Origin of the sequence: Ancylobacter sp. IITR112 (genome assembly GCF_041415945.1) — a bacterium.
GTDB lineage: Bacteria > Pseudomonadota > Alphaproteobacteria > Rhizobiales > Xanthobacteraceae > Ancylobacter.
Genome location: NZ_JBGCUS010000001.1, coordinates 3,544,253 through 3,558,767, shown reverse-complemented (window position 1 = coordinate 3,558,767; position 14,515 = coordinate 3,544,253). Strand labels below are relative to the sequence as shown.

At 68.2% G+C, this 14,515-nt stretch carries 14 protein-coding genes; 8 read left to right on the top strand and 6 right to left on the bottom strand.

Annotation, left to right across the window (positions count from 1 at the left end; all coding sequences use genetic code 11):
* Nucleotides 1-123 precede the first annotated feature (123 nt).
* The 3 genes from AAC979_RS16935 (at nucleotide 124) to AAC979_RS16925 (ending at nucleotide 3,158) form a co-directional block, all read left to right on the top strand.
* Nucleotides 124-1,041, top strand: a complete 918-nt coding sequence (locus tag AAC979_RS16935; RefSeq protein WP_371348069.1) for a chorismate mutase — start codon at nucleotides 124-126, stop codon at nucleotides 1,039-1,041.
* A gap of 67 nt (nucleotides 1,042-1,108) precedes the next feature.
* Nucleotides 1,109-2,233, top strand: a complete 1,125-nt coding sequence (gene hisC / locus AAC979_RS16930) for a histidinol-phosphate transaminase (RefSeq protein ID WP_371348068.1) — start codon at nucleotides 1,109-1,111, stop codon at nucleotides 2,231-2,233.
* On the top strand, nucleotides 2,223-3,158 hold the full coding sequence (locus AAC979_RS16925) for a prephenate/arogenate dehydrogenase family protein (RefSeq protein WP_371348067.1): 936 nt from the start codon (nucleotides 2,223-2,225) through the stop codon (nucleotides 3,156-3,158). Before hisC ends, AAC979_RS16925 begins: the two co-directional genes overlap by 11 nt.
* Nucleotides 3,159-3,178: 20 nt before the next feature.
* On the opposite strand, the gene AAC979_RS16920 is transcribed toward AAC979_RS16925, so the two are convergent.
* From AAC979_RS16920 to AAC979_RS16910, 3 genes are all read right to left on the bottom strand, one after another.
* Nucleotides 3,179-3,553, bottom strand: a complete 375-nt coding sequence (locus AAC979_RS16920; RefSeq protein WP_371348066.1) for a VOC family protein — start codon at nucleotides 3,551-3,553, stop codon at nucleotides 3,179-3,181.
* Nucleotides 3,554-3,610: 57 nt separating this feature from the next.
* Entirely contained in the window at nucleotides 3,611-4,318 is a 708-nt protein-coding gene (locus AAC979_RS16915) for a helix-turn-helix transcriptional regulator (RefSeq protein WP_371348065.1), read from the bottom strand.
* A gap of 96 nt (nucleotides 4,319-4,414) precedes the next feature.
* Nucleotides 4,415-5,905 (bottom strand): CoA-acylating methylmalonate-semialdehyde dehydrogenase, encoded by a 1,491-nt coding sequence (locus tag AAC979_RS16910; protein ID WP_371348064.1) that lies wholly within the window; start codon nucleotides 5,903-5,905, stop codon nucleotides 4,415-4,417.
* Nucleotides 5,906-6,020: 115 nt separating this feature from the next.
* On the opposite strand from AAC979_RS16910, the gene AAC979_RS16905 reads away from it, so the two are divergent.
* Nucleotides 6,021-6,920, top strand: coding sequence for a LysR family transcriptional regulator (locus AAC979_RS16905; RefSeq protein WP_371348063.1), 900 nt, complete (start codon nucleotides 6,021-6,023; stop codon nucleotides 6,918-6,920).
* Between the two features lie 7 nt (nucleotides 6,921-6,927).
* Here AAC979_RS16905 and AAC979_RS16900 read toward each other — a convergent pair whose 3' ends face one another.
* Nucleotides 6,928-7,362 (bottom strand): helix-turn-helix domain-containing protein, encoded by a 435-nt coding sequence (locus tag AAC979_RS16900; RefSeq protein ID WP_371348062.1) that lies wholly within the window; start codon nucleotides 7,360-7,362, stop codon nucleotides 6,928-6,930.
* Nucleotides 7,363-7,440: 78 nt separating this feature from the next.
* Between AAC979_RS16900 and AAC979_RS16895 the strand changes: the two genes are divergently transcribed.
* Entirely contained in the window at nucleotides 7,441-9,714 is a 2,274-nt protein-coding gene (locus AAC979_RS16895; RefSeq protein ID WP_371348061.1) for a heavy metal translocating P-type ATPase, read from the top strand.
* A gap of 122 nt (nucleotides 9,715-9,836) precedes the next feature.
* Here the strand turns inward: AAC979_RS16895 and argH are convergent, their stop codons facing one another.
* A complete protein-coding gene (argH, locus tag AAC979_RS16890) occupies nucleotides 9,837-11,219 on the bottom strand; it encodes an argininosuccinate lyase (RefSeq protein ID WP_371348060.1) in 1,383 nt (460 codons plus the stop codon).
* A 26-nt stretch (nucleotides 11,220-11,245) separates the two neighbouring features.
* On the opposite strand from argH, the gene AAC979_RS16885 reads away from it, so the two are divergent.
* The 3 genes from AAC979_RS16885 to AAC979_RS16875 all read left to right on the top strand — a co-directional run bounded on the left by AAC979_RS16885 (nucleotide 11,246) and on the right by AAC979_RS16875 (nucleotide 13,505).
* Nucleotides 11,246-12,025, top strand: coding sequence for a TlpA disulfide reductase family protein (locus AAC979_RS16885; protein WP_371348059.1), 780 nt, complete (start codon nucleotides 11,246-11,248; stop codon nucleotides 12,023-12,025).
* A 129-nt stretch (nucleotides 12,026-12,154) separates the two neighbouring features.
* Nucleotides 12,155-13,126, top strand: a complete 972-nt coding sequence (locus AAC979_RS16880) for a DMT family transporter (RefSeq protein WP_371348058.1) — start codon at nucleotides 12,155-12,157, stop codon at nucleotides 13,124-13,126.
* A complete protein-coding gene (locus AAC979_RS16875; RefSeq protein WP_371348057.1) occupies nucleotides 13,119-13,505 on the top strand; it encodes a hypothetical protein in 387 nt (128 codons plus the stop codon). The genes AAC979_RS16880 and AAC979_RS16875 overlap by 8 nt, the downstream gene beginning before the upstream one ends.
* A 106-nt stretch (nucleotides 13,506-13,611) precedes the next feature.
* Here the strand turns inward: AAC979_RS16875 and AAC979_RS16870 are convergent, their stop codons facing one another.
* On the bottom strand, nucleotides 13,612-14,493 hold the full coding sequence (locus tag AAC979_RS16870; RefSeq protein WP_371348056.1) for a 3-hydroxybutyryl-CoA dehydrogenase: 882 nt from the start codon (nucleotides 14,491-14,493) through the stop codon (nucleotides 13,612-13,614).
* Nucleotides 14,494-14,515 lie beyond the last annotated feature (22 nt).

The window sequence follows — 14,515 nt, the reverse complement described above, 5'->3', positions numbered from 1 at the left end:
ATACCGGACGAAGAGTTCGTTATACCGGACGATGCGATGATCCCACAGCCGGCACTTGTCAATAGATCGCCACGTCAGATTTTGCTTTGCGCGCGGCCCGCGCGAGGTTTACGACAAGCCGCCATGGACATGAAGGCCCCCACGCCCAACGCGCCGCAAACTGCCCTTTCCCCGCCCTCCGACGCGCCCGCGCCGGACCTTGGCAGCCTGCGCGCCGAGATCGACCGCATCGACGGCCAGATGCACGCGCTTTTGATCGAGCGCAGCCAGATCATCGACCGGCTGGTGGCGGTGAAGCGGGCGCAGGGGACGGAGAGCGGCTCGGCCTTCCGCCCGGCGCGCGAGGCCTCGATGATGCGCCGGTTGGTCGACCGCCATCGCGGCATTCTCCCGCTCGACACCGTCGAGGGCATCTGGCGGGTCATCATTTCCACCTTCACCTATGTGCAGGCTCCTTACGCGGTGCATGCCGACCTCGCTTCGGGCGAGGCGGCGATGCGCGATGCCTCGCGGTTCCATTTCGGCTTCACCGTGCCGTTCATCGGCCATATGGGCGCGGCCGGCGTGGTGGCGGCGGTGGCGCGCTCGCGTGGCGATCTCGGCCTGGTGCCGGCCTTCGCCTCGCCCTCGGCCGGCGCGTGGTGGACGGCGCTGGAAAGCGCCCAGGCGCCGAAGATCATCGCCCGTCTGCCCTTCGTCGAGCGCGCCGACCACCCCGCCGGCCTGCCGGTGTTCTGCATCGCGCACCCGGTGACGGACGGCGCGGTGACCGAGGTGGAGGCGTGGAGCCTGCACGTCTCCGGCTGGAACGCGCAGGCGGCGCGGGCGCTCGCCCCGCTGGCCGATGTGATCGCCGTGCCCGATCGCGGGCTCGACGGCGCGGCGCTGCTCGCCTCGATCCCGCTCGGCGGGGCGATCAGCCTCGACACGGTGCTGGCGACGCTGCGCGAGAGCGGAGCGTCTGTGCGCGCGGCGGCGCTCGTCGGCAGCCATGCCAGCCGCTATACCCATGCGCCCGCGCTCCACGCCGCTAAGGCTTGACGCCGACGCCTTTCCGTCTTTCCTCGCGACCGCCTTCTCCCACGACCGCCTCCCCCGGAGCCCCGTCATGTCGACCGCCCCCCGCCCCACCCGTCCCGTCCCGCGCTCCGGCGTTCTGGCGATCGAGGCCTATGTGCCGGGCAAGTCGCAGGGCGGCCCGGGGGTGAAGGTGCATAAGCTCTCGGCGAACGAGAATCCGCTCGGCCCCAGCCCGAAGGCCATTGCCGCCTTCCAGTCGGCGAATGCGCTGGAGCTTTATCCCGACGGCTCGTCGACCAAGCTGCGCGAGGCCATTGCCGCGCAATATGGGCTCGATCCCGCGCGCATCGTCTGCGGCACCGGCTCGGACGAACTGCTGATGCTCACCGCCGCCGCCTTTGCCGGGCCGGGCGACGAGGTGCTGTATTCGCAGCACGGCTTCCTCGTCTACCGCATCGCCGCTCTCGCGGCGGGGGCGACGCCGGTGGTGGCGCCGGAGAAGAACCACACTACCGATGTCGACGCGCTGCTGGCGGCGGTGACCGAGAAGACCCGTGTGGTCTTTCTCGCCAACCCCAACAACCCGACCGGCACCTATATCCCGTTCGACGAAGTGAAGCGGCTGCAGCGCGGCCTGCCGCCGCATGTGCTGCTGGCGCTCGATGCCGCCTATGCCGAATATGTCCGCCGCAACGACTATGAGGCGGGCATCGAGCTGGTGGCGACCTGCTCGAACGTCGTCATGCTGCGTACCTTCTCCAAGATCTACGGGCTCGCGGCGCTGCGCGTCGGCTGGCTCTACGGGCCGGCCGAGGTGGCGGACGCTATCAACCGCATTCGCGGGGCGTTCAACGTCTCCGCCCCCGGCCTCGCCGCCGCCGTCGCGGCAATCGAGGACACCGCGCATGTCGAGACCGCCGTGGCGCATAACGAGACCTGGCTGCCCTGGCTGGCGCAGGAGCTCACCGCGCTCGGGCTGACCGTGACGCCGAGCGTCACCAATTTCCTGCTGGTGCATTTCCCGTCCACGCCCGGCCGCACGGCGAAGGAGGCGGACGCCTTCCTCAGCCAGCGCGGCCTGATTCTGCGGCGGGTGGATTCCTATGGCCTGCCGGACGCTCTGCGCGTCACCATCGGCACCGAGGAGGCCAACCGCCTGCTGGTGGAGGCGCTGAAGGCGTTCATGGGCGGGGAGGCGGGCCATGGTGCTTGACCCGCCGCTGGCGCATCCGCTCATCGGCCGGCTGACCGTCATCGGCATCGGCCTGATCGGCTCGTCCATCCTGCGCGCGGTCAAGGCGCGCGGGCTCGCCGGCACGCTGGTGGCCTATGATGGAGCGGAGGCCGTACGCGATCGCGTTCTCGATCTGGGCATCGCTGATCTTGTCGCCACCACGCCGGCGCAGGCGGTGACGGGGTCCGATATCGTCATCCTCTGTGTGCCGGTGGGCGCCATGGGCGCGGTGGCGGAGGCCATCGCCCCGCATCTCAAGCCCGGCGCCATCGTCTCCGATGTCGGCTCGGTCAAGGGCGCGGTGGTGAGCGCACTGCGCGCGCATCTGCCGGCCAATGTCCACATCGTGCCCGGCCATCCCGTGGCGGGTACGGAGTATTCCGGCCCCGATGCCGGCTTCGCCACCCTGTTCAAGAACCGGTGGTCGATCCTCACCCCGCCCGAGGGCACCGACCCCGCCGCCGTGGCGACACTGGCAGGGCTGTGGACGGCGATGGGCGCCAATGTCGAGACGATGACGCCGGAGCATCATGACCTGGTCCTAGCCATCACCTCGCATGTGCCGCATCTCATCGCCTACAACATTGTCGGCACGGCGGCGGATTTGGAGGCGGTGACGCAGTCCGAGGTGATCAAATATTCGGCCGGCGGCTTCCGTGACTTCACCCGCATTGCCGCTTCCGACCCGACCATGTGGCGCGACGTGTTCCTCAATAATCGCGAGGCGGTGATCGAGGTGCTGGGCCGCTTCACCGAGGACCTGATCGCGTTGCAGCGGGCGATACGCTGGGCGGAGGGCGACAAGCTGTTCGACCTGTTCACCCGCACCCGCGCCATACGCCGCTCGATCATCGAAATCGGCCAGGAGACGGCGGCGCCCGATTTCGGGCGTTCGCACGAATAGGGGCGGGGTGCGGTCGGCGCCTAGATCGTCGCAGTCGGCGCATAGACGCGCAGGCGGTGGCCGTCGGGATCGAGGGCGACGAAGCTGCGGCCGAATTTGAGATCGGTCGGCGGCAGGGCGATCGGGACCCCCTTCGTCGCCCATTTCTCATAGGCGGCGTCGACGGCGGCGGGATCGGCGACCTTGAAGCCGATCTCGTTGCCTCCGGCCCGCAGATGCGGCCGAGGCGTTACCCCGTCGCGCTGCCACAGGCCGAGCATCATGCCCGGGGCCAGCGGCAGCAGGGCGAAGGTCGCGCTCTGTTCCACCGGTTCGCGCTCCAGCAGCGTGCCATAAAAGCGCGCGCTTGCCTGCGCATCATTGACGTAGAGAAGAATATTGCTTGCGTCGCCCATGGCGGCCCCCCGTCGACTGGATGGGAGAAGAATAGGCGGCGCTACTGCCAATTTATGTCAGCATGCTTCGGCCCTGGGCGGGCCGGCGGCGTGCTTCGTCTGCTTCCATTGCCGGATGAGTTCCGCCCGCCGGCTGGGATAGCGGGCCTCCATCAGTTCAGCGCGCGCGATGCGATCGGTGCGGAAGCTGCGGAAGTCGCCGCGCAATTCGCACCAGCCGATCAGCAGCCGCACCTGATCGAAGAAGGCGAGGGCGAACGGCCAGATCACCCGTTCGCTCGCCGCCCCGCCGGCGTCTTGATAGGCGAGGGCAAGCTTGCGCTCGGTGCGGATCGCCTTGCGCAGCACCGCCGCATCAATCGTGTCGACGGGAATAGGGGCGCCGGGGGCCACGAACAGGGCTGCGGCGTCCATTTCCGCCCGCAACTCGGCCGGCAGGACGGCGCCGATGCGCGCCAGCGCCGACAGCGCCGCCTCGGCGAGCCGGCGGTCGCCGCGCTCGGCCACCCAGCGCGAGCCGAGGACCAGCGCCTCGATCTCTTCGGCCGGGAACATCATTGGTGGCAGCAGAAAGCCGGGGCGCAGCACATAGCCGATCCCGGCCTCGCCCTCGATGGTCGCGCCTTGCGCCTGCAGCGCGGCAATGTCGCGGTACAGGGTGCGCAGGCTCACGCCGATCTCGTCGGCGAGCACGCGCCCGCTCACCGGGCGGCGGTGGCGGCGCAGGACCTGCAGCAGATCGAACAGACGTTCGGAACGGGACATGCGGCGATCCTACTGCCAATCGCCGCCGTTGGATAAGGGCAGCAGCCTGCGTTCCGCGCCTTTCGGCCGCTTGCGCAGGCTGCCTTTCCGCGCGCGTCAGCCGCTGGTCGGCATGACGAACTGGGCGCCCTCGCGGATGCCGGTCGGCCAGCGGGCCGTGGTGGTCTTCATCTTGGTGTAGAAGCCGACGCCTTCCATGCCATAGACGTTGCGGTCACCGAACACGGAGCGCTTCCAGCCGCCAAAGGAATGGAACGCCACCGGTACCGGGATCGGCACGTTGATGCCGATCATGCCGGCCTTGGCGTCGCGGTCGAAGGCGCGGGCGGCATCGCCGTCGCGGGTGAAGATGGCGGCGCCATTGCCATATTCGTGGTCGTTCACCAGCTTGAGCGCCTCGTCATAGCGGTCGACGCGCACCACGGAGAGCACCGGGCCGAAGATCTCTTCCTTGTAGATCTTCATGTCCGGGGTGACCTTGTCGAACAGGCAGCCGCCGATGAAATAGCCGTTCTCATAGCCCTGCAGCTTGAGGCCGCGCCCGTCGACCACCAGCTCGGCGCCGGCGGCGACACCGTCGTCGACATAGCCGGACACCTTGGCGAGGTGTTCCTTGGTGACGAGCGGACCCATCTCGCTTTCGCGGTCGAGGCCGGGGCCGACCTTGAGGGCGCGCACCTTCGGCACCAGCTTCTCCATCAGCGCGTCGCCGACGCCGCCAACCGCGACCGCGACCGACACCGCCATGCAGCGCTCGCCGGCCGAGCCGTAGCCCGCGCCCATCAGCGCGTCGACGGTCTTGTCGAGATTGGCGTCCGGCATCACCACCAGGTGGTTCTTGGCGCCGCAGAGCGCCTGCGCCCGCTTACCGTGCGCGGCGGCGGTCTTGTAGACATATTCGCCGATGGCGGTGGAGCCGACAAAGCTCACCGCCGCGACATCCGGGTGGGTGAGGAGGGCGTCGACCGCCTCCTTGTCGCCCTGCACGACGTTGAACACGCCGGCCGGCAGGCCGGCCTCGGCCAGCAGTTCCGCCAGCATCAGCGAGGGAGTCGGGTCCTTTTCAGAGGGCTTGAGCACGAAGGCGTTGCCGCAGGCCAGCGCCACCGGGAACATCCACATCGGCACCATGACGGGGAAGTTGAACGGGGTGATGCCGGCGACCACGCCGACGGGATGGCGGGCGGAGAACACGTCGACGCCGCGCGCCACCTGCTCGGTGAAATCGCCGCGCATCAGATGCGGGATGCCGCAGGCGAATTCCACCACCTCGATGCCGCGGGTGACTTCGCCCTTGGCGTCCTCGAAGGTCTTGCCATGCTCGCGGGTGATGGCCTCGGCCAGCGCGTCGATGTCGCGCTCAAGCAGCGCCTTGAACTTGAACATGATGCGCGCGCGGGTCAGCGGCGGCGTGTCGGCCCAGGCGGGGAAGGCGCGGGCGGCGGCGGCCACCGCCTCGCCCACCGTGGCGACGGAGGCGAGCAGCGCTTCGCCGGTCTGCGCGCCGGTGGAAGGATCGAACACCGGAGAGGTCCGCCCCGCCGTGTTCACCACCTTGCCGCCGATGTAATGCCCGATGACCGCCATGGCGATCTCTCCTCTGGTTTTCCTGTCTGCGGTTTTGCTTGTTGAAAGTCGTCACTTCAACGACGATGTTTTCGCATCCGTTGTGCGGAAGCGCACATTGCGCTAGGCCATTGGCATGGATTGGGACCATCTGCGTATTTTTCTCGCCGTGGCGCGTGCCGGCCAGATGCTAGCGGCCGCGCGCCAGCTCGGCCTTGACCACGCCACCGTTGGCCGCCGGCTGGGGGCGCTGGAAGCGAGCCTCGGCTCCAAGCTCTTGGAGCGGCGCACCACGGGGAGCGAACTCACCCCCGCCGGCGAGCGGCTGCTGGCGCATGCGGAGCGGATCGAGACCGAGATGCTGCAGGCGCAGGCGGCGCTGGGCAATGTCGACCTCGCTCTCGCCGGGACGGTGCGGATCGGCGCGCCGGACGGCTTCGGCACCTATTTCCTCGCCCCACGCCTCGGACGGCTGGCGGAAGAGCATCCGGGCCTGTCGATCCAGCTCGCGCCGCTGCCGCGCAGCTTCTCGCTGCCCAAGCGCGAAGTGGATATCGCGGTGACGCTGCAAAGGCCGAGCGAAGGGCGGCTGGTGGCGCGCAAGCTCACCGACTACTCGCTCGGCGTCTATGCGTCCCGGGATTATCTTACCCGCACCGGCCCGGTGGCGGCCCTGCGCGACGTGACCGGGCGGCTGCTGGTCACCTATGTCTCCGATCTCGTCTATTCGCCGGCGCTCGACTATTTCGAGGTGTTCCGCGAGGTCGAGGCGCGACGGATGGAATGCGCCAGCGTGGTGGGGCAGATGGAAGCGGTGCGGGCGGGCAGCGGCATCGGCATCCTGCATGACTATGCCGCGCTGGCGCATCCCGAACTGGTGCGGCTGCTGCCCGAGCTCACTTTCCGCCGGTCCTACTGGCTGGTGACCCATGCGGATATCCGCGATCTCCGCCGTATCCGCACGGTGGAGGATTTCATCGCCAGCGCGGTGCGTGAGGCGCGGGCAGGTTTCACGCGGGAGCCGGCGGAGGCGTGAGCGGCGCTCAGCCTTCGGCGCGCTGGTGGTGGGCGCAGGCGCCGTGGTCGGCCAGTATCTCGATCACCCGGCAGGTGGCGACATGCCCATGGGCGCAGCCTTCGACCATGCGCTGGAGTTCCGCCCGCAGCGCGGTGAGGCTGGCGATCCGGCGTTCCACGCTGGCGAGATGATCGCGGGCAATGGCATCGGCGGCGGCGCAGGACTGGTCCGGCGCGTCCTGTAGCTGCAGCAGCGTACGAATGGCGTCGATCTCGAAGCCGAGTTCCCGCGCATGGCGGATGAAGGCGAGCCGGCGGAGTTGCGTCTCGCCATAGGCACGGCGGCCACCTTCGGTACGCGGCGGGGCGGGCAGCAGGGCGATCTCTTCATAATACCGGATGGTCGGTACCTTGACGCCGCTTGCCCGGGCGGCATCGCCAATGGTGAGGTTCGCGCTCATTTTCCCGCTTGCTCCTCTAGTCGCTAGAGGAAGTAGGGTCTCCTCGTCGCCGGGGCAAGCAGGCGAAGGAGAGACGCTATGTCGGCTATCAAGACCCGCTACCGTATCGAGGGCATGGACTGCGCGTCCTGCGCGATGAAGATCGAGACGGCGGTGCGCCGCGTCGATGGCGTGGCGGAAGTGGCGGTCTCGGTGACGGCCGGAACCATGACGGTTGAACATGCCGGGGCCGACCTGCCGCTGGTGGAGCGGCGCGTGACGGGGCTCGGCTACGGCATCGCGCCCCTGGCGGCCGCGGCGGCGGCGCCTTCCGGTCACGCTCATGCGCACACGCACGGGCCCGGCCGCGATCACGACCACGCGCATGACCATGACCATGACCATGAACATGAACATGACCACGCCGCCCATGCCGCGCCTCCGCGCCCCGCCGGCAGCGTGGCCGCCCAGCCGGAGGCGGGCGGCCACGACCATGCGCATCTGGCGCTGGATGGACCTTGGTGGAAGAGCGGCAAGGCGCGGCTCACGCTTCTTTGCGGCGCGGCGCTGGCGGCGGCTTACGGAATCGGCCACTTTTTCCCACGCCTCGACCCCTGGATTTTCATCGCCGCGCTGCTGATCGGCCTGGTGCCGATCGCCCGCCGGGCGCTCATGGCCGGGCTTTCCGGCACGCCCTTCTCCATCGAGACGCTGATGACCATCGCCGCCCTCGGCGCTGTCATCATCGGTGCGTCGGAGGAGGCAGCGGCGGTGGTGTTCCTGTTCCTGGTTGGCGAATTGCTGGAAGGCGTCGCCGCCGGCCGCGCCCGCAGTTCCATCCGCGCGCTCACCGCTCTGGTGCCGAAGACAGCGCGCCTGGTCGAGAACGGGACGACCCGGGAGGTGCCGGCCGAAAGCCTTGGTATCGGCGATATCATCTTCGTTCGGCCCGGCGAGCGCCTGCCCGCCGATGGCGAAGTGCTGGAGGGTACCGGCTCGGTCAACGAGGCGCCGGTGACGGGAGAGAGTGTGCCGGTGGTCAAACAGGCCGGTGACGCCGTCTTCGCCGGCACGGTGAATGGCGAGGCCGCGCTCACACTGCGCGCGACCACCGCCCCTTCCGACAACACCATTGCCCGCGTGGTGCGCCTGGTCGAGGAAGCGCAGGAGAGCAAAGCGCCGACCGAACGCTTCATCGACCGTTTCGCTCGCTGGTACACGCCGCTGGTCGTCGTCGTCGCCGCGCTCGTCGCCGTGGTGCCGCCGCTTGTCTTCGGCGCGGCCTGGGACGAATGGATCTACAAGGGCCTTGCCCTGCTGCTGATCGGCTGCCCCTGTGCGCTGGTCATTTCCACCCCCGCCGCCATCGCCGCCGGGCTGGCGGTGGGCGCGCGGCGCGGGTTGCTCATCAAGGGCGGCGCGGTGCTGGAGGCGCTGCGCACCGTTGATGCCGTTGCCTTCGACAAGACCGGCACGCTCACTGAGGGCAAGCCGGCCATCACCGATCTCGTGGCCTTCACCGGGGACGAGGCCGGCCTGCTGGCATGGGCGGCGGCGCTCGAATCCGGCTCCACCCATCCGCTCGCCAACGCCATTCTGGCGGCGGCGGAAGCGCGCGGTCTCGCCATTCCGCCGGTGCGCGAGGCGGCGGCGCTCGGTGGCGAGGGGGTGAGCGGGACGGTCGAGGGCGCGGCGCTGTTCCTCGGCTCGCCCAAGGCGGCGGCGGCGCGGGCGACGCTGAGCGCCGACCAGGAGGCGATGATCGGTACCCTTAACGAAGCCGGCAAGACCGTGGCGGTGCTGCTGGCGGACGGCCATCCACAGGGGCTGATTGCGCTGCGCGACGAGCCGCGCGCCGATGCGCGCGCCGGACTTGACGCGCTTAAGGCCGAGGGCATCCGCACGCTGATGCTGACCGGCGACAATGAGCGCACCGCGCAGGCCATTGGCACCGCTCTCGGCATCGAGGTCCGCGCCGGCCTGATGCCGGCCGACAAGCAGCGCATCGTCAGTGAGTTGCAGCGCGAGGGGCTGAGGGTCGCCAAGGTGGGCGACGGTATCAATGACGCGCCGGCGCTCGCCGCCGCCACGGTCGGCATCGCCATGGGCGGTGGCACGGATGTGGCGCTGGAGACGGCGGATGCCGCCGTGCTGCATGGGCGGGTGGGCGATGTCGCGGCGATGATCGCTCTGTCGCGCGCGACCATGCGCAACATCCACCAGAACATCACCCTGGCGCTGGGGCTGAAGGCGGTGTTCGTCGTCACCACGCTGATCGGCCTTACCGGCCTGTGGCCCGCCATTCTCGCCGACACCGGCGCGACTGTGCTGGTGACGGCCAACGCCTTGCGATTGCTGGGGCGGAAGGCGTAACGCCGGTTCAAGAATGCCGCGTCATCCCCGGGCTTGGCCCTGGGGATCCATGGCCTTGATCCGGGAACACGGCAAGGTGTGGATGGCCGGGCCAGGCCCGGCCATGACGGCAGGCCGCCGGCCTACTTCGCCAGTTGCTTCAGCCAGCGCTTGGCCTGGGTGCGGACATTCTTCGGCGCCGTGCCGCCATAGGAGACGCGGCTCGCCACCGATTTCGCCACCGAGAGCACGCCGAACACCTCGCGGGTGATGCGCGGCTCCACGCTCTGCATTTCCGCCAGCGTCAGCTTGTGCAGCGGGGCGTCCTTGGCAGAGGCGAGGGCGACGATGCGGCCGGTGACATGGTGCGCCTCGCGGAAGGGCAGGCCGAGCACGCGCACCAGCCAGTCGGCGAGGTCGGTGGCGGTGGAATAGCCCGAACCGGCCGCCGCCTTCATCCGCTTCTCATCCGGCACCATGTCGCGCACCATTCCTGACGTGGCGGCGATCATCAGCGACAGGGTGGAGAGCGCGTCGAAGGCGCCTTCCTTGTCCTCCTGCATATCCTTGGCATAGGCCAAGGCGAGGCCCTTCATCACCATCAGCAAGCCATTGAAAGCACCGGCGATTCGCCCGATCTTGGCGCGCACCAGCTCGGCCGCGTCCGGGTTGCGCTTCTGCGGCATGATGGAGGAGCCGGAGGTGAAGCGGTCGGAGAGCTTCATCAGCCCGACCAGCGGCGAGGTCCAGATCACGATCTCCTCGGCGAAGCGGGAGAGGTGCATGGCGCAGATCGACGCTGCCGCCAGCGTCTCCAGCACGAAGTCGCGGTCGGAGACGGAATCGAGCGAATTCGCCGTCGGGCGGTCGAAACCGAGGGCGGCCGCCGTGGCGAAGCGGTCGATGGGGAAGGAGGTGCCGGCCAGCGCGGCGGCGCCGAGCGGGCACTCATTGAGCCGGGTACGGGCGTCGCGCAAGCGGCCGCGATCACGCCCGAGCATCTCGACATAGGCGAGCAGATGATGGCCGAAGGTCACCGGCTGGGCGGTCTGCAAATGGGTGAAGCCGGGCATGACAGTGGCGGAATGGATCAGCGCCTTCTCCGCAAGTGCCTGCTGGAGATCGCGAATCTGTCCGTCCAGCGTGTCGATCGTGTCGCGCACATAAAGCCGGAAATCGGTCGCCACCTGGTCGTTGCGCGAGCGGGCGGTGTGGAGGCGGCCGGCAGGGGCGCCGATCAGGGTGGCGAGGCGGGATTCCACATTCATATGAATGTCTTCCAGCGCCCGCTGGAAGATGAAATCGCCGGCTTCGATCTCTGACAGGATCGTGTCTAGACCCGCCGCGATCTTTTCGGCATCAGCCTTGTCGATGATCCCCTGGGCCGCCAGCATCGAGGCATGCGCCTTCGAACCCGCAATGTCCTGCGCGTACAGGCGCTGGTCGAAACCGATGGAGGCGTTTATCTCCTCCATGATCGCGTCGGGGCCAGTTTCGAACCGGCCGCCCCACATCTTGTTGCTCATGCTCACTTTTCTCCGCGAGGACGGCCATGACCGAACGACCTGAGGACGCAGCCGCACCGGCGGGCGGGGTTCCGCCGCGCCGCACGGGCCGCTTCGCCCTCGTGCTGGCGGCCGCGCTGGTGCTGGGCGCCATTATCGGGCTGGCAGGCGTATACGGGATTGGGGGCGGGGCACGCAACGCCGTTGCCACCGGGCCGGCCGCGCCGGCGCCGATCGCCGTGGCCGATGAGGCCGGTGAGGTGGACAGTGAGTGCAGTGTGGCCAGTGCGGCCGGCAAAAGGCTCGCCGCCTTGGCCACCGGCGAGCTCGCCGCCTTCGCCCCGACGGAGAAGCCGACCCGCATCCCCGATCTCGCCTTCCTCGACGCCGAGGGGAAGCCGACCCGGCTGTCGCAAGTGGGCGGCGACGGGCTGAAGCTCGTCAACATCTGGGCCACCTGGTGCGTGCCCTGCCGCAAGGAGATGCCGGCGCTCGACGCGCTGCAGGCTGCGCTCGGCTCCAAGGGCGGCGCCGGCCAGCCGGGCTTCGAGGTCATCACGGTGAATATCGACACACGAGACGCTTCCAAGCCGAAGGCTTTCTTCGAAGAGACGGGGCTGAAGCAGCTTGTCCTCTACACCGACCCGAAGGCGCAGGCCTTCCAGGATCTGCGGGTGGTCGGCCGCGGCTTCGGCCTGCCCACCACCATGCTGATCGACGCCAAGGGCTGCGAGCTCGGCCACATCGCCGGCCCGGCGGAATGGGCGAGCCCGGACGCGGTGGCGCTGGTGAAAGCCGCGCTGGCGGAGACCGGCAAGGCGCCATAGGGAGCGTTCGCCGCAGGCTCCTTGGTGCTGAGGTGCCGGCCGCACCGGTCGGCCATCTTCGCGCCGAAAGCGGGTGGCGCGCCGCCCGGGGAAGCGCTAAAAGGCCGCATCCCCTTGCAGGAGCGTGCCATGTCCGCGTCGAGCCCCGTCCACCGCACCGGGCTCGCCACTTCGGTTGCCGGCCCGCTGCCGATGGCGCCGGCCGATTGGGCGGCGCTGGCGCTGCTGGCGCTGATCTGGGGCGGCTCGTTCTTCTTCGGCAAGGTGGCGATCGCCGAGATTCCGCCGCTCACCATGGTGCTGACCCGCGTCGCCATCGGCGCGCTGGCGCTGTGGCTCATCGCCCGGGCGCGCGGCGTGCACCTGCCGCTGAACCGGCGGCTGGCCGGGGAGTTCCTGCTGCTGGCGGTGATCGCCAATCTCATCCCCTTCGGGCTCATCGCCTGGTCGCAGCAGCATCTGCCGAGCGGGCTCTCCTCCATCCTCAACGCGGCGACGCCGCTGTTCACCGTGCTGGTGGCGCAGGCCTTCACCCATGACGAGAAATTCACCCTCGGCAAGCTGATGGGGGTGAGCCTCGGCTTTCTCGGCGTCGCTGTGATGATGGGGCCGGCGCTGCTCGGTCAGCTCGGCGGGCATCATCTGCCCGCGCAGCTCGCCGCCATCGGCGCCACCGTGTCCTATGGTTTCGCGGCGGTCTATTCCCGGCGCTTCCGCCATTTGCCGCCGCTCGGCGTCGCCATGGCGCAGCTCGCCACCTCCAGCCTGCTGCTGCTGCCGATCGTGGCGCTGCTGGACCGGCCGTGGAACCTGCCGGTGCCCTCGCTGCCGGTGATCGGCGCGCTGCTTGGGCTCGGCGTGCTCTCTACCGGCCTCGCCTATATCCTGTATTTCCGCATCGTCGCCCGCAATGGCGCCACCAATATTTCGCTGGTGACCTTCCTGGTGCCGGTGAGCGCCATATTGCTCGGCGCGCTGGTGCTGGGCGAGGCGTTGGAGCCGCGCGAATTCGCCGGCTTCGCCATCATCGCGCTGGGACTGGCGGCGATTGACGGGCGGCCGGCGCGGTGGATAACGGGGAAGGGGCGTTCAATTGGCTAAGCGTGTTCACAGCAAACTCGGCACCGAGATTCAGGCGGCCGTCGAAGACGACGCTCGCTTTGAAAAGCATCATCCCGATCGTCACTATTTATGCGTGTATCGTACGCGAGCCGGCGGCTCTGTGTTTGCCATCGAACGCTGCACCACGAAGCATATTACCTTATGGCTACCCGCGACGCAGGTCGTGAAGGCTACGGCAGAAAGAATGGGAATTCAGGTTCCGGTTGTCAGCCATGCTTTTCCCGATACTTCTGATCCCAGTCGGTACGGGAGGCACTCCAATCTCAAGAGCGTGCCGGAGCTAAGCCATGCTGCGCTGTTTCCGATAAAAGCCTCAACCGTTGTTGAGGCAATGAATTTGCTTGGCTCGCTACCTTAGCCTCTAGAGCATTTGCGGTGAATTCACGTTCACCGCAAATGCTCTAACTCTCTGATTATACGCAATTCCTATCGCAAAACCGCTATGCACTTTTGCGGGAAATGCTCTACCGCGTCGGCACCGGCTTTTCGCCGCGATAGTCGTAGAAGCCGCGCTGGGTCTTGCGGCCCAGCCAGCCGGCTTCGACATATTTCACCAGCAGCGGGCAGGGGCGGTATTTCGAATCGGCCAGCCCCTCATGCAGCACTTGCATGATGGAGAGGCACGTATCCAGCCCGATGAAATCGGCGAGCTGCAGCGGGCCCATCGGGTGGTTGGCACCTAAGCGCATGGCGGTGTCGATGGCGTCCACCGAGCCGACGCCCTCATAGAGCGTGTAGATCGCCTCGTTGATCATCGGCAGCAGGATGCGGTTGACCATGAAGGCGGGGAAATCCTCCGCCACCGCATAGGTCTTGCCCAGCCTTGTGATGAACGCCTTGGAGAGTTCGAAGGTCTCGTCCTCGGTGGCGATGCCGCGCACCAGCTCGACGAGTTGCATCAGCGGCACCGGATTCATGAAGTGAATGCCGATGAAGCGCTCCGGCCGGTCGGTGGAGGCGGCCAGCCGGGTGATGGAGATGGAGGAGGTGTTGGTGGCGAGGATCGCCTCCGGCTTCAGGAACGGGCAGATGGAGGCGAAGATGCGGCGCTTGATCTCTTCCTTCTCCACCGCCGCCTCGATGACGAGGTCGACCTCGGCGAGGTCGGCAGCCTGATCGGTGCCGTGGATGCGGTTCAGCGCCGCCTTCTTCTCGTCCTCGCCATAGAGGCCCTTGGCCACCTGGCGCGACATGTTGCCATTGATGGTGGCGAGGCCGGACTTGATGCGGTCGGCCTCAAGGTCGTTCAGCACGACATCATAGCCGGCGAGCGCGCACACATGCGCGATGCCGTTGCCCATCTGGCCGGCGCCGATAATGCCGATACGCTTGATCTCGAAAGCCATTGCTGCGTCCGTTCTGCCCCTG